This window comes from Rickettsia sp. Oklahoma-10, assembly GCF_039954865.1.
Taxonomy (GTDB): domain Bacteria; phylum Pseudomonadota; class Alphaproteobacteria; order Rickettsiales; family Rickettsiaceae; genus Rickettsia; species Rickettsia oklahomensis.
Genome location: NZ_CP157197.1, coordinates 701,475 through 723,790 on the forward strand (window position 1 = coordinate 701,475; position 22,316 = coordinate 723,790).

Genomic DNA, 22,316 nt, shown 5'->3' on the forward strand with positions numbered 1-22,316 from the left:
ATTATTTCTTATTTGTATTCTTTAATAATTTTAGCTTGTAATTAGTAACGGTAAAATTAAATGCTGTATTCGGTGATATATTTATACCGATAGAATCCATTATAAACCCTATCCTTGATTCCCATATCATCTTTTCTAAGATTTCACCTGTACTGTTCTTTGCCAATGATTCAAACATAACGACTGCCTCATTATCATTTATATTGTTAATTGATAATATATTAATTGAGCGTTTATATAATTTTTGATATCTTATGACTGGTGATAATGGGTTATCAATATTCATAAAATTAGCAAATTGCATATAAACAATACTTGTAGAAGTATTTTTGATAAAGATAAATTGTTCTTTTAATAAATCATAATTATATTCTTCTCGTTGTTTTACATAATTTTGAAGCAGAATATTTGCAATAGAAATATAAGGATTTGCTAATGACGAATGTTGAGTATTAGTAATGATAGCTTGTTGTTCAGCATCATTTTTTATTAAATAACTTACTTTTTTGTTTATTGGTAGCAATATATTGATATTTATACAAATTAATGTGAGTAGTAAAGTAAAAGTTGTGCATGTTAAAAGTAGAAGGCTTCTATGACTTAACGGTAAGATATACTTAAAATTATACCATTGTCTTGCATCAATAAAATATTTGCCGGATTTGATATATTCTTGTATTGCGTTGGTTAATGGGTCCATAATTACTATCATCAATAACACATTACTTTTTGTAATGTTGTTATTCGCATTTATTAGCTTGCTAATTTATTTAATATTATTTAAGCTATAATATAAGTTTAATATTGTTGCTACAATAGCAAATATTATTTAACTTTAAAACTACAATAAATAAATTATAAATTAAAATTATACAAATAATTATTGATGATATTTGTTAGTTGTATACTCGTACTGATTTGAAGAAGTGATTCTGCAACACTTATTTGGAACTCACATGCTCACCTAAGTATATGCTGTGCGTGTTTGTTCCTAATTTTTCATTCCCATTCTAATCATTTGAGTATACTAATTCGCTATTCGTATTAGTTTACAATCTTTTTAATATTTTTTTATATTTATAAATAAATTTTTTCAAAAAATGCTTGTGAACTGTTTTATAGTAAGGTAATAAAACAGTAACAAGATAATTTAAATAATGTATAATTAGAATGTTAAAATCATTAAAGTTTTTATTAGTATTAATTATGTTTTCTCAATTGTTGTCATGTACCACTTCAGCTCCTTATGAAATTAAAAGCCCATGTGTTTCTGCTGATATAGGTGCTGGATCGAGTTTAAGCGTAAGTCCTTGTATAAGAAGACCAGTTAATTCAGTAAATATAGCATAACAGCAGTAGTTTTACACAATAATAATTTATACAATACCTTTGATATGAATAATATATTTGGCTTCTTTAAATCAAGTAATAAATCGCAACGCGGTTCAGGAGACACACAAAATCCAGAAAGTATTACATCAGCTAATCCTTTAAAAATTACTCAGAATTGGTATGAAGAGCGATCTGATAAGTTAATTGTGCAACGTAACTTACTTATCATATTAATAATAATACTAACCATTTTTATGGTTATATCAACTTTAGTAATAGCATTTGTAGTAAAATCTAAACAGTTTGATCCTTTTGTTATTCAGCTGAATAATAATACCGGGCGTGCCTCGGTGGTAGAACCTATTTCATCATCGGTATTGACTGCGGATGAGTCGCTTACAAGGTATTTTATAAGGAAATATATAACGGCACGGGAAACATATAATCCGGTTGATTTTACTACCTTAGCTCGTACGACAATAAGATTATTTTCCACAAGCAGTGTTTATTATAATTATCTTGGCTATATAAGAAATAAAGATTTTGATCCTACTTTAAAATATAAGGAAGATAATACTACATTTTTAGTAATAAAATCATGGTCAAAAATTGCAGCAGATAAATATATAGTTAGATTTTCTGTAAATGAAACATCAGGAAACCAATTAGTTTATAATAAAATAGCGGTAGTAAGTTATGCTTATGTGCCTATGCAATTAACAGATTCAGAACTTGCTATAAATCCGGTAGGATTTCAAGTTAACGGATATAGGGTAGACAATGATAATAGTTAGATTTTGTTTTTTAGTTTTTGTATTATTTAGTAGCTTTATATCTCAAGCTAAATGTCCTCTTATAGAAGATGCTCCATGTAGTAATAATTATTATGTAGATGATTTATCTATAACTAAAGATAATAGGATAAAAACTTATATATATAATCCAAATGAAGTTTATTTGTTAGTGTTGCATTTTGGTTTTCAATCTCATATAGAATTTGCTAAAAATGAAGAAATTCAAAATATAATTCTTGGGGATGCTTATGCGTGGAAAATAACTCCACTGGCAAATAGATTATTTATAAAACCCCTTGAAAAAGATATTCGTACAAATATGACTATTATAACTAATAAAAGAACATATGAATTTGATATCGCTTCTACAGAACTTATGATGGGTAACGAAAGGGATTTAGTATATGTAATTAAATTTTACTATCCTAAGAAAAATAGTAATTACATGGCAAGGTTTTAGTAGTATCACTGTTATCCTCATGAAAGCTTATTTGTGTGGAATGTGACATCCTAACTGTTCATACTCTATATAGAGATAAACCATGGTATGACAACTTTTTTAATAATAATGAAAACATTTTAACTAATATAAATTTAGATATGGCTAAAGAGCAAAAAAAAAATAATAATACCGGTTCTTTATCAGGAGTAGATGCGTCTGAAATACAAAGAGAATTATCAAAAGTTGCAGTTAGCTTTAAGAAGAGTATTGCAATAGTAGTTGTAATTTGTTGTATTTTTATATATATTTTTTATACTATTTTTTTCGATACTAAAACACCAGAGATACCGGAGACTCAGGTGTCGATTCAGTTGCCGAGTAATATTGTAAAACCTGTTACGGATGTTGAGGATAATATTCCGGAGATTCCAAAGCTACCTGATCCGCCTAAGCTTGAGATACCCCCCGCTCCACCACCAATGCCTCCGGTAGTAGAAGTTCCACCGCTTTTACCTCCTACTACTCCTGTAGAAGAGAAGAAAGAAAAAACGCTTCCATTGCCGCCGGCTTCATTGCCTTCAACCCCAGGGAAGCTAGTTGAGAGTGATGAAGCGAAGAAACGTCGTGAAGCAAAAAGAAAATCATCTATAGTGTTGGTTAGTGGTGTAGAGTCTAAAAAAACACCAGAACAGATTAAGGCAGAAGCAACATTTAAAGATCGTGGTGATATGTCTTTGGTTCTTGGACGCGGTAAATTAATTGATGCAGTGCTTGAGACGGCAATAAATAGTGATCTTGGCGGTGAAATAAGAGCCATTATTAGTAGAGACGTGTTTTCTGAGAAAGATAAAGTTATCTTGATACAGAAAGGATCAAAAATATTTGGTAAATATGCAACCTCAACTTCATCAGATAGTTATGGTAGAGTTTCTATAATATGGGATAGAATAGATTTAACTAACGGTTATACTATAGAATTTGATTCACCTGCGGTCGATAATTTAGGTAGACCGGGGATACACGGAAGAGTTGATTATAAATATAAAGAACAATTTGCAAATGCGGTTTTACAATCTGGTTTTAATATAGGTCTTGCTAAAGTTCTTGATAAGTTGGTGCCGCCTCCTATAAACTCGCAAGCTGCAGCAACTAATAGTGCTATAGCGACGCAATTATTAAATACTGCTCAAACTATTTCATCTAATACCTCAATGGATCCAAATACTAGGATAGTTACAATTTGTACTAACATACTTGCTGCTATTACTGATAAAACTTCAACAGCTTATACTACTATGACTCAAGCATGTACAATAGCACAAGATCCTTCGTCAGCAAATACTGCCGATCAGAGATTATCTACGTTAGTACAGGCAGTTAATAAGGCAGCTTCAAGTTTGCTTACTACTACGTCTAGAGCATTAACTCCGACGCAAGCACAGCAAGCTTCTACTCAAGCTTTTAAAGGTGTTACAAATATTGTACAAAATATGATAACTCATCAGCAGTTTAAGCCGACAACGACAGTTAATCAAGGTACACCGGTTAGAATATACGTTAATAAGGATTATAAATTCCCAAAAGCCGTTTTATTGAAATCGAAGGTAATGAAATGAATGAAGAATTTGCAGCCTTAGAGACATTTTTACTGCCTTTTAAAAATTTATTTGCTGAAGATGGTATTAATGAAATTATGGTTAATAAGCCTGAAGAAGTATGGGTTGAAAAGAAAGGTGATATATATTCTAAGTCAATACCGGAACTGGATAGTGAACATCTACTTTCATTAGGGCGTTTAGTTGCTCAATCTACTGAACAGATGATTTCAGAAGAAAAACCTTTGCTTTCTGCAACTTTACCAAATGGTTACCGTATTCAAATAGTATTTCCTCCTGCTTGTGAAATAGGACAAATCATTTATTCTATCAGAAAGCCTAGCAGTATGAATTTAACTTTAGACGAGTACGCTAAAATGGGGGCATTTGATAAAACTGCAACAGAGAGTTTAGTAGATGAAGATGAAGTAATTTTAAATAATTTCTTAGCTGAAAAAAAGATTAAAGAATTTATTAGATATGCAGTTGTTTCAAAGAAAAATATCATAATTAGCGGCGGTACTTCAACCGGTAAAACTACTTTTACAAATGCGGCACTGACTGAAATACCTGCAATAGAAAGGTTAATTACTGTAGAAGATGCTCGTGAGGTTGTACTATCAAGTCATCCTAACAGAGTGCATTTACTTGCTTCCAAAGGAGGACAAGGGCGTGCAAATGTTACTACTCAAGATTTAATAGAAGCCTGTTTGCGTTTAAGACCGGATAGAATTATAGTTGGGGAGCTCCGAGGTAAAGAAGCTTTTAGTTTTTTGCGTGCTATTAATACTGGTCATCCAGGCTCAATATCGACACTGCATGCTGATAGCCCTGCTATGGCAATTGAACAGTTAAAGCTTATGGTTATGCAAGCTGATCTCGGTATGCCACCTGAAGAAGTAAAGAAGTATATTTTAACCGTTGTAGATATTATTGTACAGCTAAAACGTGGTAGTGGTGGGAAAAGATATGTTTCGGAAGTATATTATAAGAAGAACAAAAATGCTGAAGGAATGGTATAGACTCGTTTAATTTGAAAAATTGGCTACATTACTTATTTACTTATAATCCTTACGTAGTAATCCTACGCTGCGTTTATAAGCTTCAAATTATCTTGCTCTTTTCCAAGTTAAACTTGTATATCGCCTCATAATAACGTTAACAATATTAAGTAATAAGTAAACACTAGGAATATTAATTCATGGAATGGCATAAGATACTTAAAGTTACTAGGAATATATTTAGTCATGCTACAATTTATCCGGTTGTTATTTTTTGTACCATGTGGATAAGCGGTGCATTTGTTGCAATTTTTACTAATGAGGTGAGCGCTTTAGGCATAGATATAAATGCTATAAATATTGCTTATAAGTGGGCTTATTGGCTTCTTAATGTTTGGGGGCAGTTAAAAATTTCTGATTATAATTATTTAAAATTGAAACTAATTGCATCTCTTCTTGGGCCTACTATTGTTATTATAATATTTTATATTAAAAATTTTGAAAGAATAAAATCATTACAGTTTTTTAAGCAACCAGAAAAAGTATATGGAGATGCTAGCTGGGCTAATCCATCAGATATAGAGGCTGCAGGTCTTAGATCTAAAAAAGGTATGTTAATAGGTGTTGATGCCGGTGGATATTTTGTTGCCGATGGTTTCCAGCATGCTTTATTATTTGCTCCTACCGGTTCAGGTAAAGGTGTAGGCTTTGTGATACCTAACTTGTTATTTTGGAGTGATTCGGTAGTAGTACATGACATAAAGCTTGAAAATCACTGTTTGACGAGCGGTTGGCGTGAGAAACAAGGTCAGAAAGTGTTTGTATGGGAGCCTTCTAATCCCGATGGTATCACTCATTGTTACAATCCGATTGATTGGGTTAGTACTAAGCCTGGTCAAATGGTTGATGACGTTCAAAAAATTTCAAACCTTATAATGCCTGAAAAGGATTTTTGGAATAATGAAGCACGAAGTTTATTTTTAGGTGTAACTTTATATTTAATAGCTGATCCTACTAAAACTAAATCTTTTGGTGAAGTAGTACGTACTATGAGAAGTGACGATGTAGTTTATAATCTAGCAGTTGTACTTGATACTTTAGGCAGTGTAATACATCCTGTTGCGTATATGAATATTGCTGCGTTTTTGCAAAAAGCTGATAAAGAGCGTTCAGGTGTAATATCGACAATGAACTCATCTCTTGAATTATGGGCAAATCCATTAATAGACTCTGCTACCGCTACCTCTGATTTTAATATACAAGAATTTAAAAAAGTAAAAACCACCGTATATGTAGGACTTACTCCCGATAATATACAACGCTTGCAAAAATTAATGCAGGTATTTTATCAGCAAGCGACAGAATTTTTAAGCCGGAAAATGCCGGATATAAAAGAAGAACCTTACGGTGTGATGTTCTTACTTGATGAGTTCCCAACTCTTGGGAAGATGGATACTTTTAAAGCTGGTATAGCATATTTTAGAGGTTATAGAGTACGTTTATTTTTAATTATTCAAGATACGCAACAATTGAAAGGAACATATGAGGATGCCGGTATGAATTCATTCTTATCTAATTCAACATACCGTATTACTTTTGCTGCTAATAACTATGAAACAGCAAATTTAATATCGCAGCTTGTCGGTAATAAAACAGTAGAACAAAGATCATTTAGTAAACCTTTATTTTTTGATCTTAATATTTCTACTAGAACACAAAATGTTTCTCAAGTTCAAAGAGCTTTACTTTTACCTCAAGAAGTAATACAGTTACCTAGAGATGAGCAAATTGTTTTAATAGAATCCTTTCCACCTATAAAATCTCGTAAAATTAAGTATTACGAAGATAAGTTTTTTACTAGTAGATTATTACCGCCTACTTTTATACCTATTCAAGTACCTTTTGATCCTAGGGCAAATAATCATGAGGATTCTGAAGAGACCGAAACAACAACTGCTCTAGAAAATAATGAGTAAGATCCAAAGATGCGTTCAGCTATTATTGATATCGGTTCAAATGCTTTAAGAGCTGTAGTTTATGAAAGTGATGAGCTTGGAGCTCCAGAAATTTTTAATTATAAATTTAGAAATTATCTTACAAATTTACTTAATTTAGATAGTTTAGACGTAAAACATCAAACATATTTGTCTCTCCAATATCTTATTCATATTTTTACCAAACTGTCTGTTACTAATATTAGATGTGTTGCAACAGCTATACTTAGAGGGCATCCTAAAGCAGATGAATTCAAAACTGTAATTAAAAAGAGATTCAATATTGATATTGAAATTATTTCCGGTGAACGTGAAGCGTATTTAACTGCTGCTGGATTAATTTCCGGTATTAGTGATGCTTTCGGTATTGTAGCAGATCTTGGTGGTGGAAGTCTTGAGCTTGCACAGATTGGAAATAAGAAGGTCGGTAAATTAAAATCATTGCCACTTGGTACTAAAATTATTGCTAGTAGCAAATTTAGTGATGTCGGGCTAATTACTCAAATGCTAGAGGAGGAATTTGGAACTGCACATTATCCTAATTTATATTTAATCGGCGGTGCATTACGTCTAATGAGCCGTATATATATGAAGTCTATAAATTATCCTCTTAAAAATTTACATAATTTTGAAATAAATCGTGTAGAGTTTGAGTTATATTTAGAGAAATTGTCGCAAATCGATAAATTAAAGCTGAATTATTATGAGCAGAAAGCCATAAATTATAATGCTGTTTTAGTAATAAAAGCAATGATTAAGGTATTTTCGCCGGAAAAAATTATTATCTCAAATTATGGTTTAAAAGAAGGAGTAAGATTTGACTCGTTACCACCGCATGAAACAGAAAAAGATATTATTTATGAGAGGGTAAAGAGATTAGTAAAATTTGATAAAAATGTGTGTAAGATTGAAAAATATATAGAAGCAGTACAATATCTTTTGATTAATTCTGATGCAACAACTCTTATTATTATTGAACTTGCTATAATGTTAGCACAATATAATAAAAATATTGATAAAACGCTCAGAGCAAATTTTGTTTCAGAATTTATATTATCCTCAGATATTCCTTTTAGTCATAGACAGCGTCTTATGTTAGGGATTGCCCTTACAGTTACTTATACTACTAAAACTGACATGCAGATTAATAAAATAGCTAAGAAAATGATTAGTAAAAGTGATTATTACAACAGTCATATAATCGGATATTATATAAAAATTGCTAGAGAAATTGATGGACCGGAATTCCAAGAACCTTCTTTTTCAATTAAATTAAAAGACAATAAATTTTTACAAATTAATGCTTTAAATATCTTGCCTAAGCAAGTTTTTGAAAAGGTTTGTGAGCGTTTAAAAGATATAAGTACTGCTAGAAAAAATATTAGTCATAATTTTAGTGGTTAGGTGTGTATATAAATGCACTTGGTGTCAACCTTAGTTTGACCAAAAAAACAACTTTTAGTGCACTTTTGACCTTTTTATTATGGATCATACAATCAAGTTGTGGGATGATAGGAGTAAAATCGATTGATCCATGTAAGCAAGCCTTAAGTGGGGCGCTGACATTGGAGAGTTTAAAATAAATATAATAATTTACACTCCATCAAATGCGTCACAATTATATTCGTTACCTAGATATTTGTACTTCTTGATCTTGAAAAACCATAGAAATTTCATGACGCTTTTTATAATTATTTAATAATTTAAGTATTTCCAGTTTATTATTATTGGCTGAGTCTAAAGTGTTACTATTATGTAAATTTTTTAAATGTTGATATGATTATGGGAGTTACGAGCCTTATTTATGGCTTATTACACGCTGCTGTAAGAACTTGCTTGTGTTTTATTATATTGACTCCATATATCGAAGTAAAACAATTTCACCTGATCCTGGGATCATATTAATGCTACTAATTAAATTTTCAACCTTTGCATAATTAGTTGGTAAATAAATATAGGATTTTCTTGTTATCTCAAATGAGAAACTTGGCATAATATTGCCGCAATCTTCTAAAGGCAATTCTTCAAATACTATACAACTAAGCGATCTAAAAGTCGGGGTTTTACACATACTTAAGTTGTTTTCAATGCACGGATCAGGTAATTGTGTGTCTGATCTTTTATATAATCTAAAAATTATACTTGCCTAAATTTATTACCTTATCACATGCCCATACTCTAATTTCTCCCTAAAAAATACGGACAGCAAATGAAAAGAAATAGCTATATTCAGTAAAAATTAGTAACGGATTTTAAATTGTGGAAATATGGGAAATATTCTTTATGACGGGTAACTATTTGCTATCTCTTTAATTTGATCTGCTCAAATTCTTTTGCCATTAACTCTTGCAGCACCGAAAATTAGTGGTATAGGTTTGCGGTAACTTCCTTTAGTATATTTAAAGTTTTATAATATTTTGTTAGTTCATGATTTAGTTAATCTAAATACTCACCACGCATTTTGTCAGGAAATGCACTTGAATATGTGCCCCCAAAATGTATTTACGACAGTACCGCATGCCTAGTGTACTAAAAAACTTTCAAATATATTTACTATATTATAATTTAATATGGATTGATATTATCATTATGATGTGGTAACACTAAATATATTAAAATATTAAATTTCGTCATTGCGAGTGGTGCGGATCTATGTTGTTCCCGCGTAAGCATTGTTATGTGGGTGGAAAATATGTTCGATGTTATACTGTAACTTGACCACGATATCTAGAAATACAAAAAATACTCATGATTTTAGTATTTTTACTGGATGCTGCGATCAAGTCACGGGATGATAGGGCGGAAACCAGTCCACATAACAATACTTTTCCACCTACGTGTGGGTGACATACTACGTCTCTTACTCTTAGGCATAAAAATAGAAACTATTAATGTTTAAAAAATATATATTTATTTTGATATTATTTATTACATCCATAACACGTGCAGAGATTATAGAAGTAGATAGCTTGAATAAAATAAAACAAGATTTTAATGAAAATTATAATCAAAATTATTTACCACATGATTTGTTAGTAGTAACAGTTTTAGATGTATTCCTGTTTAAGCCTTTAGTTCCTATCGGTAAACACATTGATAAGGATACTTATTTAAAAATAACTCCTATTTTGCGTAATATTAATACAAATCCAAAAGCTATTTATATAGATCAATTGATTTTAACTAATAATAAATATAATAAAGAGTTACAAGAATCAGATTTTCCAACTTTTGTCAGTGAAATTAGTGATAGTAAAATCCCTATAATAGCTGTAAATAAAGGATTTACCGGTAATTTTAATAATATTCCTAAATTTGAAATATGGTTTGCAGATTACTTAAAGAAAAATTTCGATATTGATTTTTCAAATAGTTTTCCAAATAATAATTATATTATTTTTAATAATTTAGACAGTTTTGCTAATACTTATCCGGTATTTTATAAAGGTATATTGACCAGTAATAATATACCAGAAGCAGAGATGATTTTTAAATTCCTTATTCAAATAAGATTTATGCCTAAAGCTTTTATAATGATTAGCAGTAACATAGAATTGTTAAAATCAATGGAATTTCAGCTTAGTAGTTATAGTTCTAATATATTATTTATCGGTTATCATTATAATAATAAAAATACCCAAGAAGATCAAGATGTGACAAATTATACTAAACTAATTAATGATTTAATACCTCAAATCAATAAAGTAAAAAGAAATAATCCACCTTTAAAGAATAATAATACAAAAGGTAAAAATCCTTATGACAAAAGTAGACCTCTTAAATAACCTACCTTATAAAGAGGAATTTGAAGGAAACACGGAAGGCAGCACTGTAGTGTACAAAAAAATACTTGAGGATGCAGGTACTGGATTGATGTACAAACTACCTTTAGAGGTAGGTTATTTAAGAGGTCTAATCAATAAAGTTTTATTGAGTTTACTTTGCTTAGTTATTTCGTATGTCGGTTACGGTCAAATTATTCCTACTTACTCTGTAGATTCGGTAACAATGAAAAATTTATTGCCGAAGATAGATGCAAATACGCTGGTACTTGTAAATATAGATAATACTATTATAACACCACAATCAAAATTATTTCGATACCAAGATAATTCTTATATAAATTTTACTAAATATTTATATAGTCTTGCAGTGCATAACTCATCAGTTAATAAAACTATTGCACAATTGATAGAGCATCGTCAAATGATGCTTGTTGAATCTAAATGGATAGATTTAATTAATAAGATGAAACAGCAAGGTGCAATGGTTTTAGGTCTTCAGGAAATAACACCCCCGTGTAATTTAATTGAAAATTATGAAGGATGGCTATATACCTTACTTTACAAACTTAATATTCATTTTACTAATAAAGTTAATGATAAAGATGTATTTAGATTTAATCCGAGTGATGCCGGGGGCCCTATTTTTTATTTAGGTATAATATTTACTGGTAATATAAATAAAGTAAAAACTCTTATAGAGTTCTTGAAAATTATACCAAAACAACCTACAAAAATAGTAATTTTTGCAAATAATAAAAAAGATTTAGAAAATATGGACTCTTATTTAAGAATGGTTGATATAGAATATTACGGAATTGAGTATTTAGGGTGGACTCGATTACCTGGGTCACCTGATCATCAAATCGCTGAGTTGCAGCAGGATGTGCTTCTAAATACCGGTCAGTGGTTAGAGGATGATATTGCTGCAAAAATGTTAAATAAATAATATGGATGATAATTTAATAGCTGCTTTAAAAGATTTAATTATTAATACTGGTAAAATTGCACTGGATATAAAAAAGGCAGGAGTATTGACTGATATTAAATCAGACGGTTCTTTTGTCACTAATGCCGATAAGGAAATTAGTAAAATAATTTATCAAACTCTACAAACCTTAACCCCACAAATAGCTATAGTATGTGAAGAGCAGCCGCTACCTATATTAAGTAGTGATACTTTTTGGTTAATAGATCCTATTGACGGGACACAAAGCTATGTAAATGGTAAAAGTACCTATACAGTAAATATAGGGCTTATTAAAAATAATATTCCAACTATTGGTTTGGTATACCAACCTGAATCAGATAAATTATATTATACAAATGCGAAACAACAATTAAAAATTGAACAAAATTCTTTAGAAATGACTATTAACTATGAATCTAAAAGAGAGGAATTTAATGCGGTAATAGGTTTTTATAATTTAAATAAAGCTACTAAAAATTTTTTAAGCAAATATTCATTCGGTAAAATAAATGCCATAGGTAGTTCAATCAAATTATGCTTAATTGCTGAAGGAACAGCTGATGTATATCCAAAATTTGGTCAAACTATGGAGTGGGATATAGCGGCAGGTCATGCTTTGATTAGAGCTGGTGGCGGTAATATTTTAGATTGCGACGGAAAAGAAATTACTTACGGTAAAGAAAATTTTGCTAATCCTAATTTTTTCGCCTGTAGTAAATATTGGTTGGAAAAATAGTAACAGTTGTCATGCTATACGACTTTACCCGTGTTATCCAAAAGCAATATTTTTAACTGGATATTGCTATTAAATTGTGGGATGACAATCCATTTTGGATTCCCGTTTTTACAGAAATGAAATCCTAAACGTTCAGATAGTTCAAGCCACGGTGGGTGTATTGACATTTGGTTAATTAAATATTAATTGATCAATCTCTTCTTGGCTTCAATATTAGAATCCTATATAAGCACTACTAATAAGTTAATAGAGTAATTAATTTATTAAAAATTAAACAGGGATTTTTTATGTGTGAAATTTTAATCGATAGTGAAGAAGCAGTATTATAGTTCTTCACAGCTGAAACATATTCAAGTGGTGAATATAATCTAACTCCTAAAATATTTGATCTAGTAAATTCAGGAGATATTTTTACTTCTGCAGAATTAGAAACTCCAATAACTAGACCTTCGGATGATAATTTTACTGTGATGTATAGGCACAACAGTAAAATTAGTAAACTCATTAGTAGGATATGTGTATGGTTTCTTTTGGGATAGTAAATGATTTGTAGATTCTTGCTTTTAGCTGCATTGTTTAAATCCATGCAACACTGCCAACTTACATTAAACCATTTTCTTTAACTCATAAATTAGCTCAAGTGCTTCTTTAGGTGATAGTTTATCAGGATCAATAGTGCTAAATTTTTCGTCTAATTTGCTGCTTATAGTAGTTTTATTAGCTTCGAGGTTAAACAAACTTAAATTATTTGATTCCATCGATAAGATATTTTTTCTTTTATTGGTAGAAGTTTTTTCAAATTTAAGTAGAATTTGCTCTGCTCTATTTATAACGCTTGCAGGAAGACCAGCTAAGGCTGCAACATGGATACCATATGACCTATCGGCGGCACCTGAGATAATATTATGTAAAAATAGAATATCTTTATCTGACTCCTCAATCGCGACAGTATAATTTTGTAAAGCTGGTAGAAAATTACTCATAAAGGTTAGCTCATGATAATGTGTAGCAAAAAGACAGCGGCATTTCAGTTTATCATGGATATATTCAAGTACCGACCATGCTATAGATACACCGTCGTAAGTGGAAGTGCCTCTACCTACCTCATCAAGTATGATTAGTGAGTTTTTTGTAGATTGGGCAAGAATTGCCGAAGTTTCAAGCATCTCTGCCATAAATGTTGATTGTCCCTTAATTAAGTCATCGGCAGCACCTATTCGGCTAAATATTTTATCAACTACTCCTATTGTGGCACTTTTTGCTGGTACAAATGAACCTATTTGTGCAATGATTGCAATAATAGCATTTTGTCGTAAGAAAGTACTTTTTCCTGCCATATTAGGACCGGTAATTAACCAAATACGCTCAAACTCTGATAATCGGCAGTCATTATATACAAAGCTTTTGCTTTCGTGCTGTAGTGCTTTCTCTACTACAGGATGTCGTCCTTTAACGATATCAAAACTTAGGTCATCGGTAAATTTAGGCTTAACATAATCATATTCATCAGCAATATAAGCAAAATTACAAAATACGTCAAGCCCACTTAAAGAGCTTGCAAGCATTCGTAAATAAGGAGCTTTTACAATTACTTGCCTACAAATATCCGCATATAATTCTTTTTCTAAGCTTATTACTAAAGTCTTAGCATTGACTAGGTCACTTTCAAGCTTTTGTAATTCAGTAGTAGTATAACGTACACTATTAACTGTTGTTTGACGGTGAATAAATTTAGGATCAGTAATTTTTTTAGCATTTTTAGCAGTTATATCGATAAAAAGACCTATAACATTATTATGGCATATTTTTAAGCTATCTATACCCGTTTCTTTACGATATTGATCTTTTAGCTTTTCAATGTATAATTTTCCATTATTAATTAAATCATGTAATTGTGCTACTTTCGGATGATATTTATGTTTTATTATACCGCCTTCATTTATGTTGTTTGGAGCATCTTCCCTTATTGTTTCCTCTATTAAATTATATAATTCTTCGTTGCCTGCGAGAGGTTTGATAATTTTTTCAATAAAATCAGGTAAATTAAAACCATAAACATCGACAAATACTCCTTTAATAATCATCGCCGTTTCTAAAGTATATTTAATACTAAGTAAATCACGACCTGAGCTTCTATTCATTGTAATACGAGTTAAGCAGCGTTCTATATCGCTAATTTTTTTTAAGTATTCACGGATTTTTGACACTATTTCCAGATTGGAATAAAAGAAATCGGTAATATTTAAACGGTGGTTTAGTTTTGCAATGTCAGTTAAAGGACTAGAAAGAAAATTATATAATAAACGTCCTCCTTGTTTAGTAACCGTATGATTAATGGTGCTTAGTAAACTTCCTTTCACGCCACCTTGTGAGTTTGTTACAATTTCAAGGTTGCGTCTAGTTGCAAAATCAATAGTCATATAGTTATGAAAATTGAGAATCTTAGGGATCGGCAAATGAGGGATATTTTGTTTTTGCGTTAACGATAAATATTCTAAAATGCTACCTATAGTACAAATTTGACTGCTAGATATCTCGCCAATTCCTTTAATATCTTTCATTTTATAAAAATCTAAAATAATTTTTTCACATTTATTAATATCAAAAAAGTTATCTACTTGGTAGGTAATACGAAAATTTAATAGTTTAAAGATATTATCTGCAATATTAGAAGATCTTAGATTCTCGCTCAGTAAAATTTCACGAGGTTTTAGACGAGCGAGTTCATTAAGAATTTCAGCTTCCGGTACATTAACTACAAAAATTTCAGAAGTAGAAAGATCAACATAACAAAGGCTAGCTGTTTCTTTATTTTTTAGTATTACAAGACTTACTAAATAATTAGGTTCGGCTGGAGCAATTAAATTTTCTTCAATTATAGTACCTGGTGTTATAATCCTTGTAACGTTTCTACTAACTACCGCTTTATAACCACCTCTATTTTTTGCTTCTTCAGGTGTTTCGAGTTGATCACAAATAGCAACTTTATAATTTTCTTCAATTAACTTAGTTAAATAGTTCTCAAGAGCATGATAAGGTACGCCACACATTGGGACTACTTCTTCACCATTTTTGCCTCTTTTTGTTAGAGCTATACCGAGTACGTTACTTGCAAGAATTGCATCCTCATAGAACATCTCATAAAAATCACCCATTCTAAATAATAGTAAACAATCTAAATGAGCAAATTTAATGTCTAGATATTGCTGCATCATTTTCGTTGCAACATCATAATTATATTTTTGTTTAAACTCTTGTAGATCCATATTAAGCAGTATCATATACTTCTTTTCTTTGAAGAATCAGTATACAAATGCTTCTTCAAAGAAGCATTAAAATAATGAGTAATAAAGGTGAGAAACAATTTCTACCTTTACAAAATTTATTTTTTATCTTTCATATTCTTCATTTATCCGGAGTATATATTGATTTTATCAAAATATATAGGAATGTCTCATTAAGTTAAATATATATTTTAGAGAAAAATTAAAACACTTAAATTTAATTATAATGTTGCATTTCCTGCTATTGTGTATTTATACTAAAAATACTTAAATTAGATCATTATGTAAATACAGCTTGTAGTTCTCACTGATATATGGCGCATTATAACTCCAAGTTATTTTAGAGAAAATCAAATGTATCTATAGGTAGCAACAAGCTAGAGCTAATAGTACAAGATAATTATTTTATAGTAATACCTATAAAATAAATCAGTTAAAAACTTGAAACATACTTTACCAAAATCTAAAAATATTCTTGCTTATAGATGCAATGAGTGAAATTATTAAAGGTTCATATGATAGGCATTGATACACATATTCTAATTCATTACTTAACCGAAGACGATAAAGTACAAAGTATTAAAGCTATAGAATAAAAATATTCTGGTAAAGAAAATTCAATATTTGTAAAAGTTATATGTGAATTAGTTTAGGTATGACCATAAATATTCAAAAGAGTAAACAATTTTAGTACTAGAAATTTTTATTGCAATTGCTTTTAGTTTTGAAAATTAACAAGTTTTATAATTATTTGTGTTAGAATATAAAAATTATAAAATAGCTTTTTCCGATATATTAATAGATAAGCTAAATATATTTAATGGTTGTAATTATATTTTACTTTTGATAAAGCTGCAAGCGAACTAACAATGTTTAATAATTTATAAAATTACTTTATCTTTAATAAGCGGGTGTTATGTCTACCGCCTTCAAATTTAGTGGTTAAAAACCTATCTATAATATCAAATACTATTTCAGGATCTATGGTTTTTGCACCGAGTATTAGTATATTAGCATCATTATGAGCTTTAGCATTTTCGGCAGTTAATATATCATTGCATAAAGCAGCTCTTATGTCCGAGCTGCGATTGGCAGCTATCGACATCCCTATCCCTGTATCATTAATTAAAATACCGATAGGTGCTAATTTTGCAATAATAATATCTACCACTTTCTTAGCATAATCAGGATAATCAACGATTTGTGTATTATTTGTTCCACAATCATAAACCTTTAAAGATTTATGTTCTAAATAATTAATAATTTTAGACTTAAGCTTGTAACCTGAATGATCACTAGCTATAACAATATTATAAGTTTTCATATTTAATTTTTTGATGGAAAATAATGATAAAATTATTATACTATGTAAGATTTACTTACTAATGTAAATAATAGTTTTGTTAAATATATGAAATATCCTGTTGCACTTAGTACTATTATATATTTTTGTTTAATTGCTTGCGTTGATCAGTCACCTGCTCCAATTGAGTATAAAGTGGGAGCTATTAATGCAAATAATAATCTTATTGAACTAGATCATGATGAGGGATTAATAGTGCAAAGAACTATGGAGGATACTACTACATCAGAAAAAGTTAGTGGTATACTTGAAGAACCAAAGGCAAAAATTATAGAAGAGGATAATGATAATATTGAGATCCCTATATTTCAGCATGAAGATGAAGAAGTGATAGAACAATTAAACTTTGCAAAACCGTTAAATGGGGTAATTATTACCAATTTTAAAGCCGGTAAAAGTAAAGGGATAGATATTGCAGCTAAAGAACATAGCGAAGTTAAATCTATAGCTGCAGGCACGGTAATATATTCAGGTTTTAATAAACAATTCGGTAATTTAGTAATAGTGAAATTAGATAAAGACGATCTAGAAGTAGCATATGCTAATTTGGACGATTTATTACTTAAAAAAGGTGATAAGGTTGCTAAAAATAGTGTTATCGGGCATGTAGAACATAAGTTATATTTTGCTATGCGTAAACACAAAGTAGTAGTTGATCCAAGCAAATATATACCTAGCCTAAATGAATAATAATAGTATTTGTAAATGTAAGATTTTGTTACTCTAACCAAATATGGTTGAATCTTAAAATATTATTAGTAATGAGAAGAAAAATATAGCTATTTGAATTACAGATAAAGGGGCATAGCTTTTATTATCTCTTAAGGTAAAAGCTGATAAAGGTCATAATTTTCTGTTAGTTAAAGAATATTGGGTTAAGTAAAAATTACTTCGTGTCGTAATATAACTGAGATACCAAGGATAAAGATAAGATTTTTATTTAGGTAAATCTTATAAAATAATACATATTGATTCGTCTAAAAATCAGATAAAACTAAATAATGCTATATTATCAGTGTATTGCAAAGTAGGAGAAGTATTCATTCCTTAAAGAGAAATTATTATATTAGTAGAGATAAAAATAATAGTATAGAGGATATATCCAAAAAACATAATTTGACTGATTCCAATATTAGAATAATAGAAAAGGTTACTCGTTGGGGAAGTTGTTGTAGTAGAGGGAACCTTGTGTTTAATTGGTGAGTAGTTTTTACTCCCTTTTGAAGAAATCTTTGAAGTACTGAAATATTTAGTCGTTCATGAAATGACACGTTTTTAAAAGAAATGAACCATAGAGAAAATTTTTTGCAACTATTTAGATTATATATCCTGAATACCAACCAGTAAAATCTTGCTGAAAAGAAACGGTAAGAATGTATAGTTATTTGTTATGAGGTGTAAGGTTTGTGTGGATCAAGAAAAGTACTGTATGTCATACTGTGGCTTGGACCACGGTATCCAAAAAATAATGTAAAAAGACTGAATCCCGTTATCAAGTTGTGGGATGAAATTAGAGTTTACTGGATTTCTGCTTTTGAAGACATAACTAACAACGTAATATTTGCAATAAAAAATACAGAGAATATAGAATGCACAACACCACAAAAAGATTAGTAGTGCCAGCACTTGAAGAAATCTTATACGAGCCTATAAAAGTGTTAGATCACGGTTTTATTAGAGTTATTGACTATATGGGAGATGATAGTGCTATAGTACAAGCAGCACGTGTTTCTTATGGTAAAGGGACGAAGCAGTTAAACCAAGATAAAGGGTTAATAAATTACTTACTGCGGCATTATCATACTACCCCTTTTGAGATGTGTGACATTAAATTTCATATTAAACTACCGATATTTATTGCAAGGCAATGGATTAGGCACAGAACAGCTAGTGTTAACGAATATTCAGCAAGATACTCTATTTTAGGCAATGAATTTTATCTACCTGAACCGGCAAATATTGCTTCGCAATCTGTCGTCAATAAACAATGTAGAGAAGGCGATAGTTTACCACAGGAAGTAGCAGAAAAAGTATTAATGATTCTTGAAAAAGATGCTAGGCAGTGCTACAGACATTATAAGGAGTTAATGAATGCCGATGAAGAGGGTAATATTATAGATGAGAATGCTATAGGGATAGCAAGAGAACTTGCCCGTATGAATTTAACTTTAAATTATTATACTGAATGGTATTGGAAGATTAATTTACATAATTTACTTCATTTTTTAAGGTTGCGTGCTGATCCTCACGCTCAATATGAAATTAGGGTTTATGCAGAAAAAATGCTTGAGATAGTCAAAGCTTGGGTACCTTTTACTTATGAAGCTTTTGAGGAATATCGCTTGCATGGAGCAAATATTTCACGTAAAGGTTTGGACTTAATTAAAAGAATGATCAAAGGTGAAAAAGTTACTCATGAAACTAGCGGTATGACTAAAAGAGAATGGGCGGAGCTGATAAAGATTTTTGGGTAGTTGATTTTTGATATTAAATAGTGGTTTGACCACGATATCAAGGAAAAAATTAGAAAGGACTCGATACCGTGATTAAGTTGCGGGATGACAACTGATTTACTATTCCAAGTAAAAAATTTTTTGATGGAATGACATAAGCTTATTTAACAACCGTAGCGGAATTTGATAAAAAGGAGTAATTTGGAGTGAGAAATATTATATATTGTATACTATTGTGCTTTAGTTTTACAGCTTATGCACTTGAAAAAATAAACATTGAGTATGGGAGAGCTGATCCTACACCTATAGCAATAAATAAATTTGATGCTGATACTTCTACTGATGATATAGTAGGTCATGATATGGTTAAAGTTATTGCTAATGATTTAAAGCTTTCTGGATTATTTCGTCCTATTTCCTCTGCATCTTTTATAGAAGAAAAGACAGGAATAGAATATAAACCGCTTTTTTCTGCGTGGCGTCAGATTAATGCTAGTCTTTTAGTAAACGGTGAAGTGAAAAAACTAGAAAGCGGTAAGCTTAAAATTAGTTTTATATTATGGGATACATTACTTGAAAAACAGCTCACCGGTGAAATCCTTGAGGTACCGAAAAATTTATGGCGAAGAGCTGCTCATAAAATTGCTGATAAAATTTATGAAAAAATTACCGGTGATTCTGGCTATTTTGATACTAAAATAGCATATGTATCAGAAAGCAGGTCTTTACCAAAAATAAAAAGAATTGCTTTGATGGATTATGATGGGGCTAATAATAAATATCTTACCAATGGAACATCACTAGTACTAACACCAAGGTTTGCCCGTTCAGCAGATAAGATTTTTTATGTTTCATACGCAACTAAAAGAAGAGCACTCATTTATGAAAAAGATTTAAAAACAGGCAAAGAAAGTATAGTTAGTGATTGTCCCGGTATATCTTTTGCTCCTAGATTCTCACCAGATGGTAGAAAAGCTGTAATGTCGATAGCTAAAAACGGCTCAACCCATATTTATGAAATCGACCTTGCTACTAAACGGCTTCATAAATTAACTGATGGTTTCGGTATTAATACTTCTCCTAGTTATTCGCCAGATGGTAAAAAAATTGTGTATAATTCTGATAGAAACGGTGTTCCTCAATTATATATTATGAATTCAGACGGTAGTGGTGTTCAGCGTATTAGTTTTGGCGGAGGTTCTTATGCTGCGCCTAGCTGGTCACCTAAAGGAGATTATATAGCATTTACTAAGATTGCTAGAGGAGATGGAGGAAAAACTTTTAATATTGGAATTATGAAAGCATGCCCACAAGATGATGAAAATAGTGAAAGGATAATAACAAGCGGATATTTAGTTGAAAGCCCTTGTTGGTCACCTAACGGACGAGTTATTATGTTTTCTAAAGGCTGGCCGTCAAGATTTAAAACTCCAGGAAAAAACAAAATTTTTGCAATTGATCTAACAGGTCATAATGAAAGAGAAATTATAACTCCTGAGGATGCTTCCGATCCGGAATGGTCTATGGTACTGAATTGACTAATAAGTATTATTATATAGGTAAGGCATTGGCTAGACATCATCCCATGACTTGATATTGTGGGATCCAGTTAAAATACTAACATTGTTAGTATTTTAGGTTGTTTTCTTTGGATGCTGTGATCAAGTTATGGTATTCACTGCTCTACCATGTTTTAAAATAAACTTTTTTATTTTTTCAAATGCCGTATTCTCTATTTGTCTAATACGTTCCTTAGAAATATTATACTCATTGCTTAGAATATCTAAAGTTTTAGGGGTATCTTTTAATTTACGCTCTGTTAAAATATGAAGCTCCCTATCGTTTAAAATCTTCATAGCACTTGCTAGTAAGTGCTTTTGAGCAGTATAATTTTGCTTATTAATAGCCATAGCCTCGGGAGTAGGGCGTGTTTCCGGTAATAATTCTATTAGCTCTCCTGATTCCGCATCGTCACTATTTATGGAGTTATTTAATGATAAATCAGGACCTGAAATTCTAGTATTCATTTCGGAGACTTCATTAACTGAAACGCCTAGCTCATCTGCTATTTGTACAAAATCATCGGTCGTAATAGCCCTTGAATATAAATTAGTAATTTTATGCTTAATTTTGTTAAGGCTAAAAAATAACTTTTTTTGTGCGGCCGTTGTTCCCATCTTTACTAATGACCAAGATTTTAATATATATTCTTGTATGGCAGCTTTAATCCACCACATAGCATATGTTGATAGACGAAAACCAAGTTCAGGGTTGAATTTTTTTACTGCCTGCATTAAACCTATATTACCTTCTGAAACCAATTCGGTAATAGGAAGACCATACGTCCTATAGCCACTTGCAATTTTTGCAACAAGCTTAAGATGGCTAGTTACTAATTTATGTGCAGCTTGTAAATCATTTTCCTCTAAATAGGATTTCGCTAATAAAAATTCTTCTTCTTGCGTAAGTGAAGGGATTTTATTGATTTTCTGTAAATAGCTATAAAATCCTGATTCGCTAGAGATTGCTAATGCATTAATATTATTAGTCATACTAACCTTAAAAAACTA

The 22,316-nt window shown here is 30.6% G+C and carries 19 protein-coding genes and 1 pseudogene; 14 read left to right on the forward strand and 6 right to left on the reverse strand.

Features of this window, described 5'->3' with window-relative positions:
* Position 1: 1 nt before the first annotated feature.
* Positions 2–700, reverse strand: a complete 699-nt coding sequence (locus tag AAGW17_RS03140; protein WP_347938607.1) for a VirB8/TrbF family protein — start codon at positions 698–700, stop codon at positions 2–4.
* Between the two features lie 470 nt (positions 701–1,170).
* On the opposite strand from AAGW17_RS03140, the gene AAGW17_RS03145 reads away from it, so the two are divergent.
* The 7 genes from AAGW17_RS03145 (at position 1,171) to AAGW17_RS03175 (ending at position 8,562) form a co-directional block, all read left to right on the forward strand.
* Complete coding sequence (locus AAGW17_RS03145) at positions 1,171–1,350, forward strand: DUF2706 domain-containing protein (protein ID WP_347938609.1); 180 nt, start codon at positions 1,171–1,173, stop codon at positions 1,348–1,350.
* A 44-nt stretch (positions 1,351–1,394) separates the two neighbouring features.
* The gene (locus tag AAGW17_RS03150) at positions 1,395–2,126 is read left to right on the forward strand and encodes a virB8 family protein (RefSeq protein ID WP_347938610.1); all 732 of its coding nucleotides are present in this window, start codon (positions 1,395–1,397) and stop codon (positions 2,124–2,126) included.
* A complete protein-coding gene (locus AAGW17_RS03155; RefSeq protein ID WP_347938611.1) occupies positions 2,113–2,586 on the forward strand; it encodes a TrbG/VirB9 family P-type conjugative transfer protein in 474 nt (157 codons plus the stop codon). Before AAGW17_RS03150 ends, AAGW17_RS03155 begins: the two co-directional genes overlap by 14 nt.
* Positions 2,587–2,726: 140 nt before the next feature.
* A complete protein-coding gene (locus tag AAGW17_RS03160) occupies positions 2,727–4,184 on the forward strand; it encodes a TrbI/VirB10 family protein (RefSeq protein WP_347939401.1) in 1,458 nt (485 codons plus the stop codon).
* Entirely contained in the window at positions 4,181–5,185 is a 1,005-nt protein-coding gene (virB11, locus tag AAGW17_RS03165; RefSeq protein ID WP_347938612.1) for a P-type DNA transfer ATPase VirB11, read from the forward strand. Before AAGW17_RS03160 ends, virB11 begins: the two co-directional genes overlap by 4 nt.
* A 179-nt stretch (positions 5,186–5,364) precedes the next feature.
* Positions 5,365–7,140: a type IV secretory system conjugative DNA transfer family protein gene (locus AAGW17_RS03170; protein WP_347938613.1), complete on the forward strand. Its 1,776-nt coding sequence runs from the start codon at positions 5,365–5,367 to the stop codon at positions 7,138–7,140.
* A gap of 9 nt (positions 7,141–7,149) precedes the next feature.
* Positions 7,150–8,562 (forward strand): Ppx/GppA family phosphatase, encoded by a 1,413-nt coding sequence (locus tag AAGW17_RS03175; protein ID WP_347938614.1) that lies wholly within the window; start codon positions 7,150–7,152, stop codon positions 8,560–8,562.
* Positions 8,563–9,004: 442 nt separating this feature from the next.
* On the opposite strand, the gene AAGW17_RS03180 is transcribed toward AAGW17_RS03175, so the two are convergent.
* Positions 9,005–9,229, reverse strand: coding sequence for a hypothetical protein (locus tag AAGW17_RS03180; RefSeq protein WP_347938615.1), 225 nt, complete (start codon positions 9,227–9,229; stop codon positions 9,005–9,007).
* A gap of 820 nt (positions 9,230–10,049) precedes the next feature.
* Here AAGW17_RS03180 and AAGW17_RS03185 point away from each other — a divergent pair.
* From AAGW17_RS03185 to AAGW17_RS03195, 3 genes are all read left to right on the forward strand, one after another.
* On the forward strand, positions 10,050–10,943 hold the full coding sequence (locus tag AAGW17_RS03185) for a DUF2608 domain-containing protein (RefSeq protein ID WP_347938616.1): 894 nt from the start codon (positions 10,050–10,052) through the stop codon (positions 10,941–10,943).
* An 88-nt stretch (positions 10,944–11,031) separates the two neighbouring features.
* A complete protein-coding gene (locus tag AAGW17_RS03190) occupies positions 11,032–11,889 on the forward strand; it encodes a DUF2608 domain-containing protein (RefSeq protein WP_410528116.1) in 858 nt (285 codons plus the stop codon).
* Position 11,890: 1 nt separating this feature from the next.
* The gene (locus AAGW17_RS03195) at positions 11,891–12,646 is read left to right on the forward strand and encodes a 3'(2'),5'-bisphosphate nucleotidase CysQ family protein (RefSeq protein WP_347938618.1); all 756 of its coding nucleotides are present in this window, start codon (positions 11,891–11,893) and stop codon (positions 12,644–12,646) included.
* Between the two features lie 14 nt (positions 12,647–12,660).
* Here the strand turns inward: AAGW17_RS03195 and AAGW17_RS03200 are convergent, their stop codons facing one another.
* From AAGW17_RS03200 to rpiB, 3 genes are all read right to left on the reverse strand, one after another.
* A complete protein-coding gene (locus tag AAGW17_RS03200) occupies positions 12,661–12,813 on the reverse strand; it encodes a hypothetical protein (RefSeq protein WP_347938619.1) in 153 nt (50 codons plus the stop codon).
* Between the two features lie 438 nt (positions 12,814–13,251).
* Positions 13,252–15,912 (reverse strand): DNA mismatch repair protein MutS, encoded by a 2,661-nt coding sequence (gene mutS, locus AAGW17_RS03205; protein ID WP_347939402.1) that lies wholly within the window; start codon positions 15,910–15,912, stop codon positions 13,252–13,254.
* A 907-nt stretch (positions 15,913–16,819) separates the two neighbouring features.
* Positions 16,820–17,254 (reverse strand): ribose 5-phosphate isomerase B, encoded by a 435-nt coding sequence (rpiB, locus tag AAGW17_RS03210; RefSeq protein WP_347938620.1) that lies wholly within the window; start codon positions 17,252–17,254, stop codon positions 16,820–16,822.
* An 87-nt stretch (positions 17,255–17,341) separates the two neighbouring features.
* Between rpiB and AAGW17_RS03215 the strand changes: the two genes are divergently transcribed.
* From AAGW17_RS03215 to tolB, 4 genes and pseudogenes are all read left to right on the forward strand, one after another.
* Positions 17,342–17,983, forward strand: a complete 642-nt coding sequence (locus tag AAGW17_RS03215) for a murein hydrolase activator EnvC family protein (protein ID WP_347938621.1) — start codon at positions 17,342–17,344, stop codon at positions 17,981–17,983.
* Between the two features lie 67 nt (positions 17,984–18,050).
* Positions 18,051–18,674, forward strand: a pseudogene (locus AAGW17_RS03220) (YgjP-like metallopeptidase domain-containing protein); the annotation flags it as partial.
* 208 nt (positions 18,675–18,882) lie between these two features.
* The gene (gene thyX / locus AAGW17_RS03225) at positions 18,883–19,767 is read left to right on the forward strand and encodes an FAD-dependent thymidylate synthase (RefSeq protein ID WP_347938622.1); all 885 of its coding nucleotides are present in this window, start codon (positions 18,883–18,885) and stop codon (positions 19,765–19,767) included.
* Between the two features lie 185 nt (positions 19,768–19,952).
* Positions 19,953–21,284, forward strand: coding sequence for a Tol-Pal system beta propeller repeat protein TolB (gene tolB, locus AAGW17_RS03230; protein ID WP_347938623.1), 1,332 nt, complete (start codon positions 19,953–19,955; stop codon positions 21,282–21,284).
* Between the two features lie 123 nt (positions 21,285–21,407).
* On the opposite strand, the gene rpoH is transcribed toward tolB, so the two are convergent.
* A complete protein-coding gene (rpoH, locus tag AAGW17_RS03235; RefSeq protein ID WP_347938624.1) occupies positions 21,408–22,298 on the reverse strand; it encodes an RNA polymerase sigma factor RpoH in 891 nt (296 codons plus the stop codon).
* Positions 22,299–22,316: the final 18 nt, after the last annotated feature.